Here is an 18936-nt window from a genome sequence, read left to right as displayed (position 1 = left end):
AAGGTTTCCCCAAAAACCGCAAGAAATGCTTAACGTAACGCTGATAGGCACGCACCGACGACTCCGCCTTACCATCCAACCACAAAGTAATCAACTTCATTTCAGCTTGAGCCGGGGATAGTTCCGAGATGGACTGGCGATATTGAGAAACGTGGACGAGTGAGAGTGGCATAATTTCTACACTATGATTAATAAGACATAAGAGCAGTTAAGTCTGGTTTTGTGTTGTCTGATTTTTATTGTCACCCTTAATGGGTATTCTAGATCCATCTGTCTGATTTATTAATTTGTGTAAAGTGCTGACTTACTTATGTGGTTGATTGGCTAATTGTTAAATAAAAGACATTATTTACCAAGGAACAACTAAGTAAAAAGTAGTTGGCTAATGCAGCCCTTCACCTTTTTCTGGGATGAGATTCTGATCAAATCCGGTTAAATGCACATAGTTTCAATCCTGTAATCACAGGATTTGTAGCTGATTTTTAGGATGGTTGTTCTTTTGGGATTTACAGCAGTTTGAGGGCAAACCCGCCACAAGAATAAATCTCAGAATGATTTCTGGCACTGGTTTTCATCATGTTGATTTGTGGCACGGTTGATTGCGATTTGTTGTAACCCTCTTCTGTCACTTTCCGAGTTTTCCTATTAATAAAAGGTTTTCAAGCGACGCAATATCAACTGATTGAGGTATTTACCATCAAAATTTTGTGCTTTGCTCATCTTGTATAATTCCTATTACGAAAGAACAGAGCGATCGCATTCCAGGCAAGAGTTACAGAGTTTAGAAATTGTAAGATTTTTCGGAGAGTGACAGAAGAGGGGTAATATCACATTATGTTTCAGATTTGGTTGTGCAAATTGATCTAACGTTTTCAGCCGATAACCCCGGCATTTATGGCGGTAATCTCCTCAAAAATCAATGATTGAAACAATTATTGTCTTTGTCATTATTGGGCTAATTATCACGGTAATTTTAGCCAATCCCTTCCTCATTAAAAGGAGAAGAAACCGTCTTAAACGTCGCCCTTTTCCTCCCCTTTGGAATGCCATTATTGAGAATAATTTTCCTGTATATTTCTATCTGTCATCAGATGAAAGAAGGCGACTTCAAGGACATATTCAAGTGTTTTTAACCGAAAAGCAATTTATTGGCTGTAAAGGATTACAGGTAACAGAAGAAAAGAAACTGATTATTGCTGCTGTTGCCTGTTTACTTTTACTCAATGAACGAGGAGAATACTTCCCAAAATTGCGTTCAATTCTGGTTTATCCCAGTGCCTATATTGTTAAAGAAACGGCTGCTATTAGCAATTATGTTGTTGAGGAAAGGCGTGTCGCTAGACTAGGGGAATCATGGACAAAAGACCAGTTAATATTGTCTTGGGAACAGATAAAACAGGATACTTTTAATTGGCAAGATGGGCGTAATGTTATCCTCCATGAATTTGCCCATCAGTTAGATCAAGAGGATGGTCAAGCTGAAGGTGTACCGATTTTACAACGCAACTCCGACTATTCAATTTGGGCTAAAGTGATGAGCCAAGCATATCAACAACTTTGTAACGATGTTCTCCAAGGAGTCAATAATGTCATAGATAGTTATGGTGCAACGAATCCCGCAGAATTTTTTGCTGTAGCAACTGAAACTTTCTTTGAAAAACCACACCAATTATTATCTGATTATCCGGCAGTTTATCATCAGCTACAATGTTACTATCATTTAGATCCGGTGCAGTGGAATTATCCTTCTTCTGTCAATTCTGGCAAATAAAAAAGCGATATATAGGGCTACTATTCGATTTTTGATAGCGTGGCGTAAGCCATACAAGCTGTAAACCGTAAACCCCATCGAATCAACGATTGAGTCTCAGTATAATGAACAAGAATCAAACCGGATTCCTATAGTTTACGCACAGTTTTCAATTAAGGATAAAAATGATAGGGGTTGGCTCATATTAGCAGCAAAGCCGAGAATTCCTGGATCTCGATGTTCGTAAAGTAACTGACCTTTGCGATCAAACAAAAAAGTGCCACCGCGCTGAGTTAAGTAGGCAGAATTCGGTACATAAGTCTGCCAATTTCTGAGAACTTCCACCATATTCCGTAGCCGCAGAGTAGCTAACTCAAAGGGGCGTTGAAAGCCACTTCCGCCTGCTAATTGGAAAAACGAGCCTTGAAAAACAGGCAGAGGAGTACCTTGAATAATTTCATCATCTCCAATAAGTTGAGGGGCTTTGCGGTCGCCCTTGTATCCCCGAAAAACTTCAGCTAGAGTTCCCTGACTACCAATCCCTGCACACATTAACAGTAGATTTAGCCAAGCTTTCCCAGACCCAGCAAGTCCAGGGAGAGAAATATTCAGACCAGAATAGAGATTGAGTTGGCGATGTAGTTCTCCATCAGGTTCAACAAATAAATTTTCCGGCGGAAATCCTGTATATTCACAGAATTTTGTGCCAGAAGCGAGATTACCAATTCCCACCGCACGAATAGCGAGTTTTCTATCTGTCAAGTTTTTAGCTTCACGCTGCAACCACCATGCATATTCAAGACTATCAAAATCTCCAAGTTGTGGCCAAACTAAAATAAGGATATGTGAGGCAGTCTCGCAGTTTTCTAGCAAGGGTCGGCTCATGCCATCACTAACACGTTGATATTTGTTCTGACTAAGGATAGCGTAGGGGTTCATTGCAAGGGATAAACTAGCTATTAAATTTTAGCTCAATTTAACAAAATTTACGTTGATTGTATCAGATTGCCGTAATATCCCGTCCCTCTATAGAGCGGGAGTATCAAGACAATTTTTGTTTAAGTTCCGTAGTTACCAGCTATCACCTACCGTAATATCTACTACCACAGGCACAGGGTTGAGAAACTTAAGAGCCGCAGCAACCATACATCTGTGTAGCATTTTGCTCACTCGTTCCACCTCATTCTCTGGACATTCCAGGACAATTTCATCATGGACAACGCAGATCAACTTAGCATTAGTCCTACTTAACGGCTTAATCAGCTTCACCATCGCCAACTTATTAATATCTGCATTTAACCCCTGCACAGGATGATTAAGCATTTCTGCTAATCTGGGTTTATCAGCCCATCTCCGTCTTCTCCCTGCTAAAGTCCGACTTTCTTTAACACCCCGCAAATATGCTTGCTTAATCGTTTCATGCCACTTAGTCACACCAGAATAAGCATCAAAAAACCTGGTTCTAAAAGCCTTCGCCTGATCCAGTGTCATTGTCACACCATACTTAGTTTCAGCATAAATGCGAAGTTTGGCAGCCCCCATACCGTAAATCAGTCCAAAATTAATCGCTTTAGCCAGTCTGCGGTCTTCCTCACTGACTTCCATGATCCGCTTCCCAGTTACCAAAGCTGCCGTGAGTTTGTGTAAATCAGCACCTTGACGGTAGGCTTGGCGCATCTTAGCATCACCAGAGAGACGAGCGACAATTCTTAACTCGATTTGCGAATAATCTGCTGCTAAAATTTGGTAGCCAGGTGCAGCAATAAAGCAATTTCTAGCCGCAGCATGACGGGGAATGGTTTGCAATGGTGGGTGACGACAGGAAAATCTTCCAGACCTTGCGCCTAGTTGATAGTAATTGGGGTGAATTCTCCCAGTTTTGGTGTGAATGTGTTTAGGTAGACTATCAGTAAAAGTAGCAGTAATTTTGGCAAGGTGGCGATAGTCTAAAAGAGCCTTAATAATAGGATATTGATTGGCTAAGGGGACTAAATGTTTTTGATTAGTTGATTGTACTGGAATACCCATAGCCTGGAGAGAGGCTAATAATTGTTGGGGTGAATTAGGATTAACAGTATCCGTTAATTCTGGTAACAGAGATAATTGAGATTTACCCACCAAACGCAGCAATTGTAATATTCATTGTCAAACAGTAAAAATACGCGAATTTATTTACTATTGCAATAACCAATAACTCTTGTAGTGTGTTCCCAAAAATTTTCTTTTGTAACTTCTTTACCATAGGTTTTATTAAGTTGAACTGTCAATTGTGATCCCTTAATTTCAAAATTTCCGTCAGCAACTTTTCTGTCAAACAAATGCTTAATTTCAAAAGTTCCAAGATTCGGATTGTTTACATTTGTTTTTGTTTCGCCTCCGTATCCCCACTCACGATACTTCTTGATGCAATTTAATCTCGTTTGAATATTTGGTTTAAGTTCAAAATTTTTAGTGTTTTCATTATCAGATGCAGTAGAGATAGTAGCTAAAGTTAAGATCCAACTTTGAATGATGAATATTGTTACAAATCTAAGCATTGGATATTTTAAAAATTTCATAATTGAACCCCCATTTCTAGACGTTGTATTACTTAATAAGCTTTATTTTTTTCTGATATAATAATAACACTATTAATCCAAAAAGACAAATGGAAACAGCGAAAATTTATTATGATTTATTAATTTACATTTTAATTTTATAATGCGATATCTTTGACTATACTATAATCATAGATGATCGCATTACAATTAATATTTAAATGAAAAGTTTTGAAATATCTAATACTATTTTAGTGAGTGTAGTAATAGAAGGAAGAGCCAATTCAATTCCTTTCCAACAAGTACGCAGGACTGATTTTTTAGGTTCAGGCTTTTGTAACTCTTCATTAAAGGTATCGAATAATTCAGCTGCATCTTTATTACCAGATTTATTGATTTCCTGTTCTACAATATTCAGAGATTTTGCTGTTTCTTCATCAAATTCTTCTCTTACTTTGTTAAATGATTTTTCTACTTTCGACCTGTTTACAATTGTTGCTCCTGCACCAATGTTCTGAAAGTTATCTCCCATGATTATTGTATCTCCTGGTTTTATTTTTCTTGTAACCAATCTATCATCTATATGTCCTAAAGCCCATCTAAAAATATTAAGAAAAGTTTCACCTAGTAAAATTCCTATAATTATTAAAACGACGATTTCAACAAAATCCCGTGTAGGTAGTAGTATATACAGACATACAAAAAATACAAAGTAGAACAGAAAGCGAGCAATGTCATCACCAGAAGGCCAGAATGAATTCCACGCAAACTTGCTGGCCAAGACGTTTAATGATTCCGTTTTTGATAAATAGTGATTAGAAGCATGATCATGAGGTATAAACTCTTTCAAGTATGCCTGTATAGACCATGTTTTAGATGCCACGTATCGGGAGGAAAAAGGTAAAAATTTAATCAATGCTGGTAATAAAACTATGAAAAATGTTGTTAACCATAATATTACGATTATATACTGTCCAATACTAGGTAATAATTTAGACTGTAATTGCGGATCACTAAGAACTGTGCGTAAGCTAGAAATTTCTGTTTGATGTATTCGACTAAATAATAAACCAATTCCAGCAAGAAATAAAACAACCAGTTGTACATTGAAGCTATTACTAAGTGCTTCTAATCCAAAACGATAGTTTGGATCATCGAAATTCAGCACTATCCTATCTTGGAAATTTTCTTGATGTTTACTTCTACAATATATTAACCGAATAAACAAAAGATTATAACTTGCAAATAAATACATTAACATAAGACCTGTCATAAATATAAAAAACTGAGGTAAATATGCTATTATAGTAAACAATAGATTCTGAATAGGATCTATACTTTCCTCAATCAAGAATAAATTCGCCCAATAATATTTACTTACAGTTATTTCTTTTCCTAAGAAAAAGAAAATATATTGTTTTATAATTTCTAATGTGTCAAATATATGAAAAATTATATCAATAGTTAAAGTTACATAAAAGATTTTATCATTTAATACGTTTTGTTTTAACTTTTGATGTATTTTTGCTTGAACACTATCGTTATTAAAGAGTGATATTAGAGGCACTTTGCCTCTTTGACTAGGTAATATTTTGACACCAAAAAGATAGTTGCCTATTGCCCTTAATAGAAATAAACTTACTGGTAGTGATATAATCAAACTATGAAAATTTGTTGCTTTTTGGTAACTTTCAAAGTCAACTCCTTCTTGTTTCCAAAAACCTAGTATTATCGACAGAAACAAGGGGGTTATTGCAATAATAAAGGCAAAAAAGTAATCTTCATATTTATTAGAATCTAATAATCGACGTTGAACTTTATTAATAAGAGATTTAGCTTGATTAGACATAGAAAATTAAGTTTTTAACGATTTGTCTAGAAATATACAACACTTTAAGTTATTTTGACAACTAAGAAAACTTATTCACTTGGAACAATTTCTGGTTCAGACGTGCAAGGATTTTCTGTACCCTGTACTCAAAAAGACTGTGCTTACGTAGAACTGGATAATTTGGAAAATGTTGGTGCAAGCGATCGCAATCAGTTAGAAGGTAAGCAATGGATATCCGGTAAATACCAAGAAGTTGAGGGAGGTTGGGGGATACTCAAAGCAGTTAACAATGGACGAGAACCAACGGGACGTTTACCCTTTGGCAAAGCTTTTAAAGTTGTGGTCATGGAAACAGATGAAACCACAGATACAGTCGATACGGCTTTATACTTTCGGTTCTGCGCTTGGAGGATGGGTTGCACACCTTATTTTATCGGACCGATTCCTTTTTTCAGCTATCAAGTCAATGCTTTAATGTTTGTAGGCAATTTGGACAGTGGGAATGAGCAGAGTGTCAGTGATGCCAGTGTTAATACTACTTCTACACCAACGGGTGCGAAAAGAGAGGTGAAAGGTAATCTCAGTCAAAGTAATACAGTAACAAATCAAATTAATCCTTGCACATTTACCCGTGCTAATCGCTCAATTGTCAGTCAATCTTTTTACGGTGTTAATTTGCCATTGCTAGGAAACGCCATTGCTGAAATTGAAAGTGCTGGTAGTGGAGATTATAAAGCAGTTGGGGTGTATACCTGTGCGGATAATGGGTTAAATTGTGGTCGAGGACTGGGACGGTATCAGTTTATGAGTTACAACCCCTATGCAGTGCGGTTAATTGCTGCCAAGTCTGGAGGGGAAGAGTTTCTTAAGCGAGTTAAACAAGGATATCAACCTACTGGATCTGAATTATTTGAGTTTTTTCCTCCTGCGGATCAGGATAGGGCATTTATGGCTGATATCGCCAATAAAATTCAAGTAACTCAAACGGAAATTGACCCGATTACAGGACAATTATTCACTGGTGAACGGCTAATTGAACGAGTAGCACAAAAGCATTTTGGTGGTGATAATAGCAAAGTTGATGCTAGTAGTTCTGATGTTTTTGGTCGTCTTAGTCTGAAAGATTACGGCAAAACTGCTTTAGCTTTTTATGGCAATAATAACAATGATAATGGAACGTTGACCTGTAATCCTGGTTTCACTTCTCGATACATTAGTAATGCTCAAAATATTGGTAATTAGAAGTAGGAAATACAGCAGGAGTTATGAGTCAGGAGTGAAAGCCACTTATAACAATTATGGCTATTTTTATAGCTTATCACAACAAATAAATTTGTTTAAATCGTCGTTTCTTTAGGCTCTTAAAAGTTGCAAATTTCACATTTACAAGCGTGGTTTTTATGACTAATTTATTGACAAACTCTATATCTTCCGAGCCAGAGACAAAGGATTTTTCTGATGCTGACTTGCATTTAAAAAAGCAATTTGAGCAAGCAACAGCAGACAAGGTAGTTTCTTCTTTGTCAGCCTTTTCTACTCAGTCCCAATCATTGAAAACAACAGGATATCAATTACCAGAACCTCCCATGAGAATACGTTATGGGGTGCATTGGTTTCGTGTTGGTTTAAGTATCTTTTTACTGCTTTCTGTTCTTTGCGGTTTAGGAGGATGTAGTTTGAATGCAGCAACTTTGACTTGGCACAAAGCTGTTAATCTTGTTTCTAGTTCTGTAGTGGAACAGGTAATTGGAGAAAATACAAACTTGAATCCTCAAACATCTGTTGACAATACATTGGCTGTAAATGTGGCAGGAAAAGATGGCAACCTGACAATTTTCAACTTTAATACTCCAGATGTTTGTGGTGCTTTGGGTTGTCTGTATGCTGGTTATTGGTTCAAACCAAATCAACCAATTACTCAGGTATTTTTGAGTTATTTAAATCCTACATTACCACCAGGAAAGCAATTATTAGCAGTAGGAGAAAACCGGAATCAGTCTTTACCTTGTGTTAAGGTATTGCAAACAGAAAAACAGCAATTACGACAATTGAACTTTTGTTTTAATGGTAATCGTTATCAAGTTGCCGATAGTCAACTTTTGGCTACTATGAATAAATCACCCAAATAACAGTTTTCATTAGTCAATAAGTACCAATAAAACAAGAAGTTAACAAAAATAATGTCTAGCTTTTCTAGTAAGAAATCTACCATAGTTTTTGGCTACGGTAGATTTTATGTTAAACACAAGTAATTTGATAATATTCAACTATTCGTCATCATCCTGTTCATCATCATCATCAAATTCAAAATCATCATCGTCTAAATCGGTTTCTAAATCGTCGTTTTCATCATCGTCATCTTCAATTACTTGAATTTTCCGAGGTGGTTTAGTTGTTGGTTTAGATTTACGGACGGTTTGAGTTTTACTCTTGTTCTTATTCTTGTTTGGTGGTAAAACTTCCACCTCTACAGAAGTTGATTCTCCTGGTAAAGCAGGTAGAGATTGTGGTTCATTGAAACCAGCGATCGCATCATGCTGTTGCCAAATTAAACTTTTAGCTGTGGTTTTACCTAAATACAGTTGGGGGAAATTATCAACTGTGGGTTTAGTGTAGGCTACAGTTTTGCAACAGTTATGTTTATTCTTACCTTCACCTTCTTTAATGGCTCTAAACTCAATTTCTAGCACCCCTAAACTCCGCCATTTATCACTTTTACCACTAAATGGTACTTGGAAATAATCAGCAAAGGTTTTTTCTAATGAACGGTAAAACTCTTCACGGACTGATTTAAAACTCCAGAGAGCTACATTCTTAAACCGGACAACAACAGGAGTAGTATGTAATGGTTGATTCTTGTCATCAAGGAACATAATTGCGTGTTCTGAACAGACATCCATTGTTCTTTTATCAAGACTATTTCTGTAGTCATCATAAAGCCCAACAAACGAACCACCTACTTCTTCAACATCTGATTTATAGCGGATATATTCTGGTGCAAAACCTAAAACCAGTAACCGACCTTCAGTAATTAATAATCCAGTAACATCTTCAGTTAAAGTGACAGTAGTTAAATCATCTTCTTCAGGCATTTCTAGCCAACCAGCTTTTTCTAACTGGTCTTCGGGAATCAATAGTCCAGCAGGTTTATCGTTAACGACTATGCCATAAGGAAGCAGCGGTTTACGGACTTGGTTATAATTATCATTGAAGAGTTCTGGGTCTATTTCAAATTCGGTTTCTTCAAAGTCATAATCATCAGCTTCAGTTGCTCTGGCTTTGGTAGTTTTAGGTTTAGTAGCAGCAGTTTTGGGAGGAGATTGATGGGGGTGTTTAGAGTTGTTTGTAACTTTTGATTTAACCATTGGACTGCATAAATATGATTGTCCAAAGTCTGAGGCGTTAGCCTCTAAATTTAGTAAAAATTAATTATTTTAGGCTATAATATTAGGTAGATATTAACAAATCAAAGTAAAGAAACTGAGGGTGCAATAACTATTCTTAGCATAGCGTTTTATGACCAAAAATGAAATCACTGCAAATTATGACGAATCCTGGAAAGAAGCATTAAACGAATATTTTGATAGTTTCTTATCCTTTTTCTTTCCTGTGGCTTACGAAGCAATTGATTGGACAAAACCACCGGAATCACTAGACAAAGAACTGCAACAAATTACAGCTTCATCATCAACTGAAAAACGGATTGCAGATAAACTGTACAAAGTTTGGTTATTGGATAAAACACAAGCATGGATTTTAATTCATATTGAGATTCAGAGTCAATATGATGTTGACTTCCAAGAAAGGATGTACACTTATAATTACCGAGCTTTTGACCTGTATCATAAATTTGTGGTGGGTCTGGCGATTTTAGGAGACACAAGTTCCACTTGGCGACCTAACAGTTATCATCAAGCTATGTTAGATTGCGAATTAAGTTTGAAGTTCCCCATTGCTAAACTCCTAGACTATGAATCACGGTGGACTGAATTAGAATCTAATCCTAATCCTTTTGCTATCATAGTAATGGCGCATTTAAAAACTAAAGCCACCACGGGGAATTTATCAGAACGTGAGCAATGGAAATGGACATTAATTCGCGGACTTTATGAACGAGGCTTAACAAGAGAACAAATTGTTAAGCTTTTTAAAATCATTGATAAAATGATGACATTAACCAAAGAATTGCAACGAGGATTAGTCGCTAAAATCAAACATTTAGAGGAGGAAAAGAAAATGCCTTTCATTAGTCCAACAGAAGAATTAGCAATGGAACGCGGTGAACAACAACTAATTATCCGACTATTAAATCGGCGAATTGGTGGAATTGAATCATCATTCATTGATACAATTCGGACATTATCAATTGAGCAATTAGAATTACTCGGTGAAGCACTCTTAGATTTCTCCTCTATCACCGATTTAGAACAATGGTTACAAAATAAACCAGAGTCTTAGATTAAGTAAAAACCCCACTTTTCATTAACTACTGTGGGGTAACATTGATAACTTCTCACTGGAATATGGGATTATTGGGGGAAAATAAAATATCCAAAAGGTCAATTCCCTAACTTTACCTTGATCACTAAAATTGCTGGTAAACCCATACTCAACCGATATGAACCTTTACCAGAAAAATCTACCAAACAGCCATATCACTGCTAACTCGATATTAATTGAAGTCTCAACTTACCAACCAACACTAGCCAATATTGACTTCGGTAAATTCTTTCAACAGTACAACAACCCCCAAGGTTGGACAATGATGGCTGGACTACTGGTAGTTTTAATACTACTGCAAATCAGTGGTACGGGTAAAGGTAAAATCACCACTGGTAAAGTCTGTGGTGTCAGCGAAAAACTAGCAGCTACTAACCTGGCATTTAAGCAACTCAAACAACGCAAACATAATAAAGTTACCCTGTGGTCTGGTACACCCCGTTACTGGACAAAAGGTAAGTGGCGGGGATTAATGGCTAACCTGCAAACCATGCTGGGTGCTGCACCTACAGTTTGGTTTCCTCATGCCGAACGGGGAACACTGGTAATAGGTGCGCCTGGTTCTGGGAAAACTTACTCAACCATTGACCGGATGCTAGAAAGTGCAATGCAGCAAGGGTTTCCAATTTTACTTTATGACAAAAAAGGCGACCAAATGCGACTGCACGCACCTTTAGCTGCAAGATATGGTTATAAAGTGCGAGTATTTGCACCTGGTGAAGCTTTTAGCGGTGTGATCAATCCCCTTGATTTTATGCGTGATGCGCGTGATGGGGTGATGGCTGGGGAAATTGGTCAAGTCATTAACCGCAATGCTGCTAGTGGGGGTAAAAGTGACGAGTTCTTTGCTAAGGCTGGGGATTTGTTAGCAAAAGCACTATTACAGTTAGTCAAGGGTTCTCCTTACCCAGATATGGCCATGCTGTATGCGGTGTTGCGGTTGCCAAAACTGGTACAACGCCTTGATCATGCTGTCCAGTCCAAACGGTTGGATGAATGGGTCGCCACTTCGTTTATCCAATTTTTGAGTGCTAAGGACGCAGAAAAGACTATTTCCGGGATTTTGACGACAGCGGCAGGGACTTTCTCATCTTTTATTCAAGCTGATTTGTTACGGGCATTCATCGGTCAATCGGATATTCCCACTCAGCTATCAGGTAGAGAAATGGTGGTGTTCAAGCTAGATGATGAACGTCGCAGTGTGGTTGGTCCTTTACTAGCAGCAGCAATGCACTTGATGATTGTCGGTAATTTGAGCCGTCCCCGTAAAGACCCGTTGATTATTTCTTTGGATGAATTACCATCAATTAAGCTGGATAGACTGCCTCAGTGGATTAATGAATACCGTTCTAATGGTGCTTGTTTTATTTTAGGTATCCAAAGTTTAGAGCAGCTTTACGATATTTATGGCGATAAAATGGGAAGTGCGATCGCATCAGCTTGCAGTACCCATGTTTTGTTTAATCCTGGTAACTACAAAACTGCTGAGGATTACTCAAAGCGTTATGGTGAAAAAGAAGTATTAATTAAAAATCGGACTACAGGGCGATCGCTTGGTGGACAAATGAGCCGTTCAATCAGTTGGAGTGAGAATTTACAAAAAATGCCTGTTATCAGTGCCGATGAAATTCTCAAATTTCCCCAAGGTAAATGTGTAATTACCAGTCCTGGTTACAGTTCAGGGGGACAAGCATCAATTCCTTATCCTTTAATTATTCCTGTGTCGAAAACGGATGAAAAACGAGCTAAAGAAAGTGAAAATCTTTGGGATAAACAAGTGAGACTTGCTTTAGAAAGTCAGGTGACAATTCCTGATATCCAAATGTTGACACAGGCATTGTATGACCGCATTGAAGAAGCAGGACGGATGTTGCCATTACCGGAGGAAGATGTGGCCACAGTTCAGGAACAGGAGAAACAGGGGTCTGGTAATCATCAAGAACCTGATGTTTTGGAGAATTTTACAACACGAGTTTATCAAACTCCAGGATTGCAAGGCTGACCAAATAATTACTAATTCGTAATTGCCTAACGGCACGGCTTACGCCTACGTAATTCGTAATTAAGTAGGTGGACGTAAAATAACCAAAATGTGTAACAATATGTAAATTTCCCTGAATGCGTTATTGTGATTGAGTTTTAGCCATTTTGTAAAACGAAATATATTTGGATTTTCCTCCGCCCACCTACTTAAAGAGGGTACAAGCCTCCATTAAATCAAAGATTTAGTGGTCTATAATCAGTGGTAGGTTCAAACCTCCACTGATTGCAATTACGAATTACGTTGGCGGTAGCCTGCCGGAGGCATTATTATCAATTACGAATTATTTTGACGCTTCTGCTAAAAAGGGATAGTCAGTGTAGCCCTGTTCTGTGCCGCCGTAAAAGGTACTGCGATCGTAGGGATTTAACGACGCATTTAAGGCAAAACGTTTCACAAGGTCAGGATTGGAAATATAGATGCGACCATAGGCAATCAGATCAGCTTCGCCCTTGGAGATGATTTGTTCGCCAATTTCACGGTTTAATCCGCCAGCGGCAATAATTTTGCTGTTAAACAGGGGACGGAAAAAACCAACGGTGAGGTCGCTACTGAGATGTTCTAGGGTATCTTGGCTCGCATTGAGACGGGGTTCGATGAGGTGCAGGTAGGCTAAGTTAAATTTGTTGAGTTCCTGCACGACATAGCTGAAGAGGGTTTTGGGGTCTGAGTCGCCCATATCGTTAAAACTGCCGGAAGGAGATAATCGCAAACCAACGCAATCGCCACCCCAGACTTCAATCACGGCTTCCAGAACTTCCATCAAAAAGCGCGAGCGATTTTCTACTGAGCCGCCATAGGCATCGGTGCGGTGGTTGGTACAGTCTTGCAAAAATTGATCAATCAGATAACCATTTGCGCCATGTACTTCAACGCCGTCAAAGCCTGCCTCGAGGGCATTTTTCGCACCTTGACGATATTGGTCAATCACGCTGGGGATTTCTTTGAGTTCAAGGGCCCGGGGCGCGACGTAGGGTTTCATGCCTTCGTAAGTTCCGACTTCTCCTGTTGGAGTAATGGCGCTAGGGGCAACGGGTAATTCACCATTTGGCTGAAAATCAGGATGGGAAATGCGTCCAACGTGCCAGAGTTGCAGAAAAATGCGACCACCTTTGTCGTGAACCGCTTGGGTAACTTTTTTCCAGCCAGCAATCTGTTCAGCGGAATGGATGCCGGGGGTAGCGGGATAACCTTGTCCTTGGGGACAGACTTGGGTTGCTTCGGAAATAATCAGTCCAGCGGTTGCTCGTTGTGCATAGTAGGTGGCATGGAGTTCGTAGGTAACGTTACCAGCCGCAGCACGACAGCGGGTTAAAGGAGCCATCACCAGACGATTCGGTAAGGTGTAAGTACCGAGTTGTATAGGGGTTAATAATTGCAGCGTGTTATCCATAAGTCTAACTGGAATCGTTTTTAAGTATCTAGGATAATCTATATCAAAATTTCATTCTTGTTCCTTTTCCTGCCGCGAGAATCGCTACAACAACCATAATTATAATATCAGTAAATTTGCGATAAATGCTTTTTTGATTTGCTCACTTCCAGGTCAAATTATATCAGTTAATCATCTGTAGTGGAAGTCTCCTATTAATTTTAGATTGACAAGAAATGTATTGTACCTTAGAAAATACGTATATAATCAGCAATATATCTTTAACATCAAATTATGATAACTTCTCCAACCAAGTGCTTACTGTCTATTTTTTGTGGAATGATAACTCTATGTAGCATAGTTCCCTCAAGTATAGGGTCAAAACCAAAACCTAATTCACATTCCTACATATCTAAAAAACCAAATTACACTCAACTGAAAAAATTATTAGCAGCAGGTAAATGGAAAGAAGCTGACTTAGAAACTTGGAAACAAATGGCGATGTTTTCAAAATCTGGTGATAATTATCTTACCTCTGATGAAATGAACAACTTTCCCTGTAATCATCTTGGTATTTTAAACCAACTTTGGCTCAAGTCCAGTAAAAACCGATTTGGTTTTAGTGTTCAGCGCAAAATTTGGCAAGATTTTGGAGGTAAAGCGAATTTTGATGAGAATATCTACAGAAAATTTGTGATTCGTGTTGGCTGGTATACAAAAGATGCAACGGTTATCGGTGGTTATCGGACTATTAATACTAATAATCTCAATTATTCCTTGAAAGCTCCTCCAGGACATTTACCTGGTATTCCTCTATCAGATTATGGTGTTGGTGGTGGTTTTGGTGGTGCTAGTGGTTGGCGTTTTATTCCCCGTGCGGCATTTTGCAAGATTTAGTATGAATTTTTCATCAAAGTTCACCGCAACAATGCTGAGTAAAAAAGTAAAATTGGTATTGAGCCGAGATCCTTGTAATTTCCTACAAGATGGTCTGAAATGCCTTGTTCCGTCTGGGTTTGATAATTTGCTACATTATGGTCAAAAAAGTCGTGTTTGGCAACGAGAAATCAAGCCTTTTGAAGTCATCTTACAGGTTCTTACAGCCATCTCGGTGCAATGCCGACATGATAGAGCGATAGTGTATCCCTTACCGGACCGAAGGAATAGAGATAGCGCGACCTAGTAATCACCGAAGAGGCAGAGCGGAAGGGGGCTTTCTAGCAGGGGGAGCAAGCCCTTCCTCTCTGTGCGGAGCGAAGCGGAGCATGGGTAAGAAGCCCCGCCCTTCCAGGGCGCTCGGCTGGGGCGGGGTACAAGCTTTGTCCCAGTCTCTCCCCCCTGCTCCCCTGCTTCTTTTGACCCCACATAATTATGAACCCAGTGCAATTTACCATCTTTGATATATCCCTGTTCTGTCAATCTCCAAAAATAAACATGAAATGCAACTTTTAAAACTTTTACTGTGATTGGGTTTGTGATTTTATTTTTTAATATGATGAATACAATCATTGTTTTAGATTAAAACTCTTTTTTGATAAGGGTTACGTCTTTTCATTTTGGAAAAGTGACAAAAGAGGGTTAAATGCTAACTTCAGAAATATCATCTAAATTGACCAGTGACGATATATCCTGATTTATTTGATTTGATTGAGCATCATTTTCTTGAGATTGAGTTAGGAGTTTAATTAACCATCGTTCAGTCTGCCGATGATACTTCTTGTTCCAATGTATATTTAATCTTTGGGGTGGTTTTACAGGGTCTAATGCTAAAATCACAAGCTGCATTCGGTTAGGAATAACTGAGTATTGAATAGTCGTAGTCCACAACTTTACCCGGTCTTGCCAGCTTAACTGAGGATGACGCACAGCCCATTCATAAAGTCTGGGAATACCTTGTTTAAATGCTATATTTGTGGTGACTTGAATAAAGTAATTTTCATTATTTACTGTCAAAGGTGCAATGACGGCATTATCAACTAATAACTTTTTGCGAGATTGAAAAAGTTCGGGTGCAAGTTCCTGTACTTGAGCAACCCATTGAGCAATTTGAGGATGGGCATTTAATAAAGGTTCTACAGGTAGTTGTAAAAATAATTGTTTCATCAGCAAATGGAAGTTCTCTGCAATAATAGAATCAACAGCAGAGTGATTTGGATGATGGTTTTGCTGAGTAAATAAAAGTTGTTGCTGTGTTTTCTTAATTTGTTGAATGTCAGCCAGATTAATTATTGACATAGTTGGGAGAAAAGTACATCTCTCCCAGGCAGCGGTTAGCTGCAAATTAATTATTTTGATGAAGTTTCAAAAGAAATTAGCCATCCAAGGGGAAACACTGGTAAATATTTGCGTAGCTGCTGAAAGGGCTGATTCTGTAGCATCCAGTTTTCCTAATTGCTGCAACTTTTGGGGGGAAAATAAACCTGTGTACAGTGGTGCTAGTCCTCTAATATCTAACTGTAACTCTCCTTTTCCACCCTTGGTCACTTTACCACGTCCATTGACGACAGACAGAATAAATTTGCCGTTATTTGCAGGTAGTAAATCATCTTTAATGTCTAAATGCAGTTCTGCTGCAATTTCCCCAGGATAACCCCGCATTTCCAAAGCCTTAAATAAATTTATCACCCTTAGCATCCAGCACTTATGAAGTGATATTTTTGCAATGGGTTCTGGTAACAGTAATTGTAGAGAATCAATGACACAACTTTTCCATTGCACTTTTTTAATTTGGGAGCGATGTTTATATAAAAAAGACCAGAAAGTTTGTGCAGCAGCATCTGTGAGAACTACCCAATCTGTTACTTTCAATATTGCGCCATCTTCTGTTCGTTCTTGGGTAAAGATGATATAGCCTTGCGGTTGTTCTTGAGAACCTATCAAGTAAGCGTAGACTTTTCGCTTCTCATTTGATTGAGTGAATAGTTGCCAGAGTGCTGAATTTCTGTCTAAATATCCGGGAATTAATTGTGCTTGTTGCTGATATAAATCATGAAATATTTGATGTTCAGTCAACATTACAGGATGCAGAAGTAAAGGTTGTTCTCGCATCTGAATACTATCAGTGAGAATTTCCCAAATGCAATAACTACCTCCTCTCTCAAATCCAACTTTTCGGTATAGGGTTTGTGTAGCTGGATAGAGGACGGAAATAGGTACTTCTTGAGTATAAAGTTCTTGGATAGTGTGCTGCATTAAAGTTAAAGCTGCACCATCTCCACGATATTCAGGAGCAATACCAACTGAGGCTATTCCTGTCATCGGTACACGCTTTCCTCCCCACCATTGTCCCATGTTTAAAGTTGCCAGTCCACCAGCAATATGTTGATTTTGATGGATAATGCGGAAGTTTTCTGCGCCAATACAATTGATGTATAATTCCTCGCCACCAGGTGAACCGATAAAACAATGATCGAGGATAGCTCCTAGTTGTTTAATATCGTCTGGGTGGGAGAGTGTGGTGTATTGAAATTCAGATTTCATTTTTCATTTTTAGTTTTTAGTTTTCGGTTCTTCCGTACCTGTTATGCCAAATATGAGTTTATTTACCCCATAACCCATATAAATAAAGGGTTTCATTGTTTTTAATGCCAAATTTATATCCAATTAACCGATGAATTAACGTAAAATCCTTACTATATCAGGATTTTTGGGTTTGGCAAAATAATTTAGCATAACCCGGATTTCTCACAAAGAAAGAGAAAATAGGGGTCAAAAACTGCCAAAATCTATATTGCACAAATTTATATTTTTTGTGGTCATTTGACTTCACGGCGGTACTAGCCTGGTAAATGCTATAATCGTTCACAAACTAAAACAGTTCCTTTTTCTCCACGAGTAATCCGCAGTTCTTCATCTAAATAAAGGATTTCTAAACGTCCTTTGGGAGAACGATTCATCACAAAAGAAACTTCTCCAGTTTCTGGAATCATAGTTTGCGGAGGAACTAAACCAAACATCAACCTCAAAAAAACAGACATCAAACTATCTTGCCAATTTCTTTTTTCAGACTTACCTTGCTCACCAAAAACAGCCTTCCACTCCTCCATTTTAGTTGCAGATTGCGGTTTTAAAATTCCTCCTGTAAATTCCACTTGCAGCACTTTATCACTTAGAGGCTGACAAATGCCTTGATTGCGAACAATTCCAGATAGTTGAGGAACAGATTCATCAATAGTCGTAAATTCCACAACAATATCATGCGATCGCTGCCCTCCATTTCCTAACAAAAATACAGGTTGAAAAACGCGGTCAATCACCACTTTTAGTTTTGTCGGTTGAAACATATTAAAAGCCAAACGACTCAAAGTATAGGCATATCTGCCATCTGCAAGTTGCTCACCTTGAGGAAAATTTGGCGCACTGATTAACAACCATTCACTATCCATGAAACTACCACTGTGGGTTGGTGCTGTCGTCGGATTGAGAGATTGGAGATTTGCGATCGCCGCAATTACAGTTTTGTCCTTAGTATTACCACCACAAGCAGCTAATGCCTGACGTAAAGCTGTTTTAGCTGCTGTACTTTTTTCCGTATCTACTACCATAGTGTTAAAATATTTTGGTTTCAACTGATGTCAGACTTGGCGATAGCGAAGCGTGGCGTAAGCCATAGTGTAGCTTATATCTCAGCACTCAAGTGATGGTTACCTGAGCAGTTCGACAAGCTCACTGTAAGACTTGTCGAAGGACTGAGTTTTACACTTACCGGGTATTTCTGTAATTTTTAAACAATCGGCTGATTTTTGAAATCTATCTGCCAGGGTGATTAAAAAATTGTTAATTTAGTCTTGGATAACAAATCAAAATCATTGTTGATTCTACCATGTCCAATAGCATAATCCAGTCAGAGACATCTTCTCAATTAATCACATCTGCAACTATAAAAACAGAAGCACTCCCCGCAGG

General features: G+C 38.3%; 15 protein-coding genes and 1 pseudogene. 6 read left to right on the top strand and 10 right to left on the bottom strand.

Annotation, left to right across the window (positions count from 1 at the left end; all coding sequences use genetic code 11):
• Positions 1-100 (bottom strand): annotated as a pseudogene (locus tag FJR38_RS28855) (integrase); the annotation flags it as partial.
• An 819-nt stretch (positions 101-919) separates the two neighbouring features.
• Between FJR38_RS28855 and FJR38_RS25765 the strand changes: the two are divergent.
• The gene (locus tag FJR38_RS25765; RefSeq protein WP_168540283.1) at positions 920-1771 is read left to right on the top strand and encodes a zinc-dependent peptidase; all 852 of its coding nucleotides are present in this window, start codon (positions 920-922) and stop codon (positions 1769-1771) included.
• Positions 1772-1906: 135 nt separating this feature from the next.
• Here FJR38_RS25765 and FJR38_RS25760 read toward each other — a convergent pair whose 3' ends face one another.
• From FJR38_RS25760 to FJR38_RS25745, 4 genes are all read right to left on the bottom strand, one after another.
• A complete protein-coding gene (locus FJR38_RS25760; RefSeq protein ID WP_168540281.1) occupies positions 1907-2689 on the bottom strand; it encodes a peroxiredoxin-like family protein in 783 nt (260 codons plus the stop codon).
• A gap of 132 nt (positions 2690-2821) precedes the next feature.
• Positions 2822-3880 carry a DNA polymerase gene (locus tag FJR38_RS25755; protein WP_254449570.1) on the bottom strand — a complete coding sequence of 353 codons (1059 nt, stop codon included), beginning with the start codon at positions 3878-3880 and terminating at the stop codon, positions 2822-2824.
• A 38-nt stretch (positions 3881-3918) separates the two neighbouring features.
• A complete protein-coding gene (locus FJR38_RS25750) occupies positions 3919-4308 on the bottom strand; it encodes a hypothetical protein (protein WP_168540279.1) in 390 nt (129 codons plus the stop codon).
• A gap of 196 nt (positions 4309-4504) precedes the next feature.
• On the bottom strand, positions 4505-6136 hold the full coding sequence (locus FJR38_RS25745; RefSeq protein WP_168540277.1) for a hypothetical protein: 1632 nt from the start codon (positions 6134-6136) through the stop codon (positions 4505-4507).
• Between the two features lie 54 nt (positions 6137-6190).
• Here FJR38_RS25745 and FJR38_RS25740 point away from each other — a divergent pair, with 54 nt between their 5' ends.
• Together FJR38_RS25740 and FJR38_RS25735 are read left to right on the top strand one after the other, a co-directional pair.
• Complete coding sequence (locus tag FJR38_RS25740) at positions 6191-7360, top strand: hypothetical protein (protein ID WP_254449569.1); 1170 nt, start codon at positions 6191-6193, stop codon at positions 7358-7360.
• 158 nt (positions 7361-7518) lie between these two features.
• Complete coding sequence (locus FJR38_RS25735; RefSeq protein WP_168540275.1) at positions 7519-8247, top strand: hypothetical protein; 729 nt, start codon at positions 7519-7521, stop codon at positions 8245-8247.
• 138 nt (positions 8248-8385) lie between these two features.
• Here FJR38_RS25735 and FJR38_RS25730 read toward each other — a convergent pair whose 3' ends face one another.
• Positions 8386-9483 carry a DUF5895 domain-containing protein gene (locus FJR38_RS25730; protein WP_168540273.1) on the bottom strand — a complete coding sequence of 366 codons (1098 nt, stop codon included), beginning with the start codon at positions 9481-9483 and terminating at the stop codon, positions 8386-8388.
• 151 nt (positions 9484-9634) lie between these two features.
• Between FJR38_RS25730 and FJR38_RS25725 the strand changes: the two genes are divergently transcribed.
• Both FJR38_RS25725 and FJR38_RS25720 read left to right on the top strand, forming a co-directional pair.
• A complete protein-coding gene (locus FJR38_RS25725; RefSeq protein ID WP_168540271.1) occupies positions 9635-10576 on the top strand; it encodes a DUF4351 domain-containing protein in 942 nt (313 codons plus the stop codon).
• 160 nt (positions 10577-10736) lie between these two features.
• Complete coding sequence (locus tag FJR38_RS25720; protein ID WP_168540269.1) at positions 10737-12620, top strand: type IV secretory system conjugative DNA transfer family protein; 1884 nt, start codon at positions 10737-10739, stop codon at positions 12618-12620.
• 322 nt (positions 12621-12942) lie between these two features.
• On the opposite strand, the gene FJR38_RS25715 is transcribed toward FJR38_RS25720, so the two are convergent.
• Positions 12943-14052, bottom strand: coding sequence for an alkene reductase (locus FJR38_RS25715; protein ID WP_168540267.1), 1110 nt, complete (start codon positions 14050-14052; stop codon positions 12943-12945).
• A gap of 273 nt (positions 14053-14325) precedes the next feature.
• Here FJR38_RS25715 and FJR38_RS25710 point away from each other — a divergent pair, with 273 nt between their 5' ends.
• Positions 14326-14928 carry a GUN4 domain-containing protein gene (locus FJR38_RS25710; RefSeq protein ID WP_168540265.1) on the top strand — a complete coding sequence of 201 codons (603 nt, stop codon included), beginning with the start codon at positions 14326-14328 and terminating at the stop codon, positions 14926-14928.
• A 681-nt stretch (positions 14929-15609) separates the two neighbouring features.
• On the opposite strand, the gene FJR38_RS25705 is transcribed toward FJR38_RS25710, so the two are convergent.
• From FJR38_RS25705 to FJR38_RS25695, 3 genes are all read right to left on the bottom strand, one after another.
• Positions 15610-16266: a hypothetical protein gene (locus tag FJR38_RS25705; protein ID WP_168540263.1), complete on the bottom strand. Its 657-nt coding sequence runs from the start codon at positions 16264-16266 to the stop codon at positions 15610-15612.
• A 66-nt stretch (positions 16267-16332) separates the two neighbouring features.
• Entirely contained in the window at positions 16333-17511 is a 1179-nt protein-coding gene (gene eis, locus FJR38_RS25700; RefSeq protein WP_168540261.1) for an enhanced intracellular survival protein Eis, read from the bottom strand.
• Between the two features lie 311 nt (positions 17512-17822).
• Positions 17823-18575, bottom strand: a complete 753-nt coding sequence (locus FJR38_RS25695) for a PAP/fibrillin family protein (protein WP_168540259.1) — start codon at positions 18573-18575, stop codon at positions 17823-17825.
• Between the last annotated feature and the right edge of the window lie 361 nt (positions 18576-18936).

It is taken from the genome of Anabaena sp. UHCC 0253 (assembly GCF_009712085.1).
In the GTDB taxonomy this organism is placed as follows: domain Bacteria; phylum Cyanobacteriota; class Cyanobacteriia; order Cyanobacteriales; family Nostocaceae; genus Dolichospermum.
Note: the sequence above shows the minus strand (reverse complement) of the source record. Positions and strands in the feature narration are given on the sequence as shown.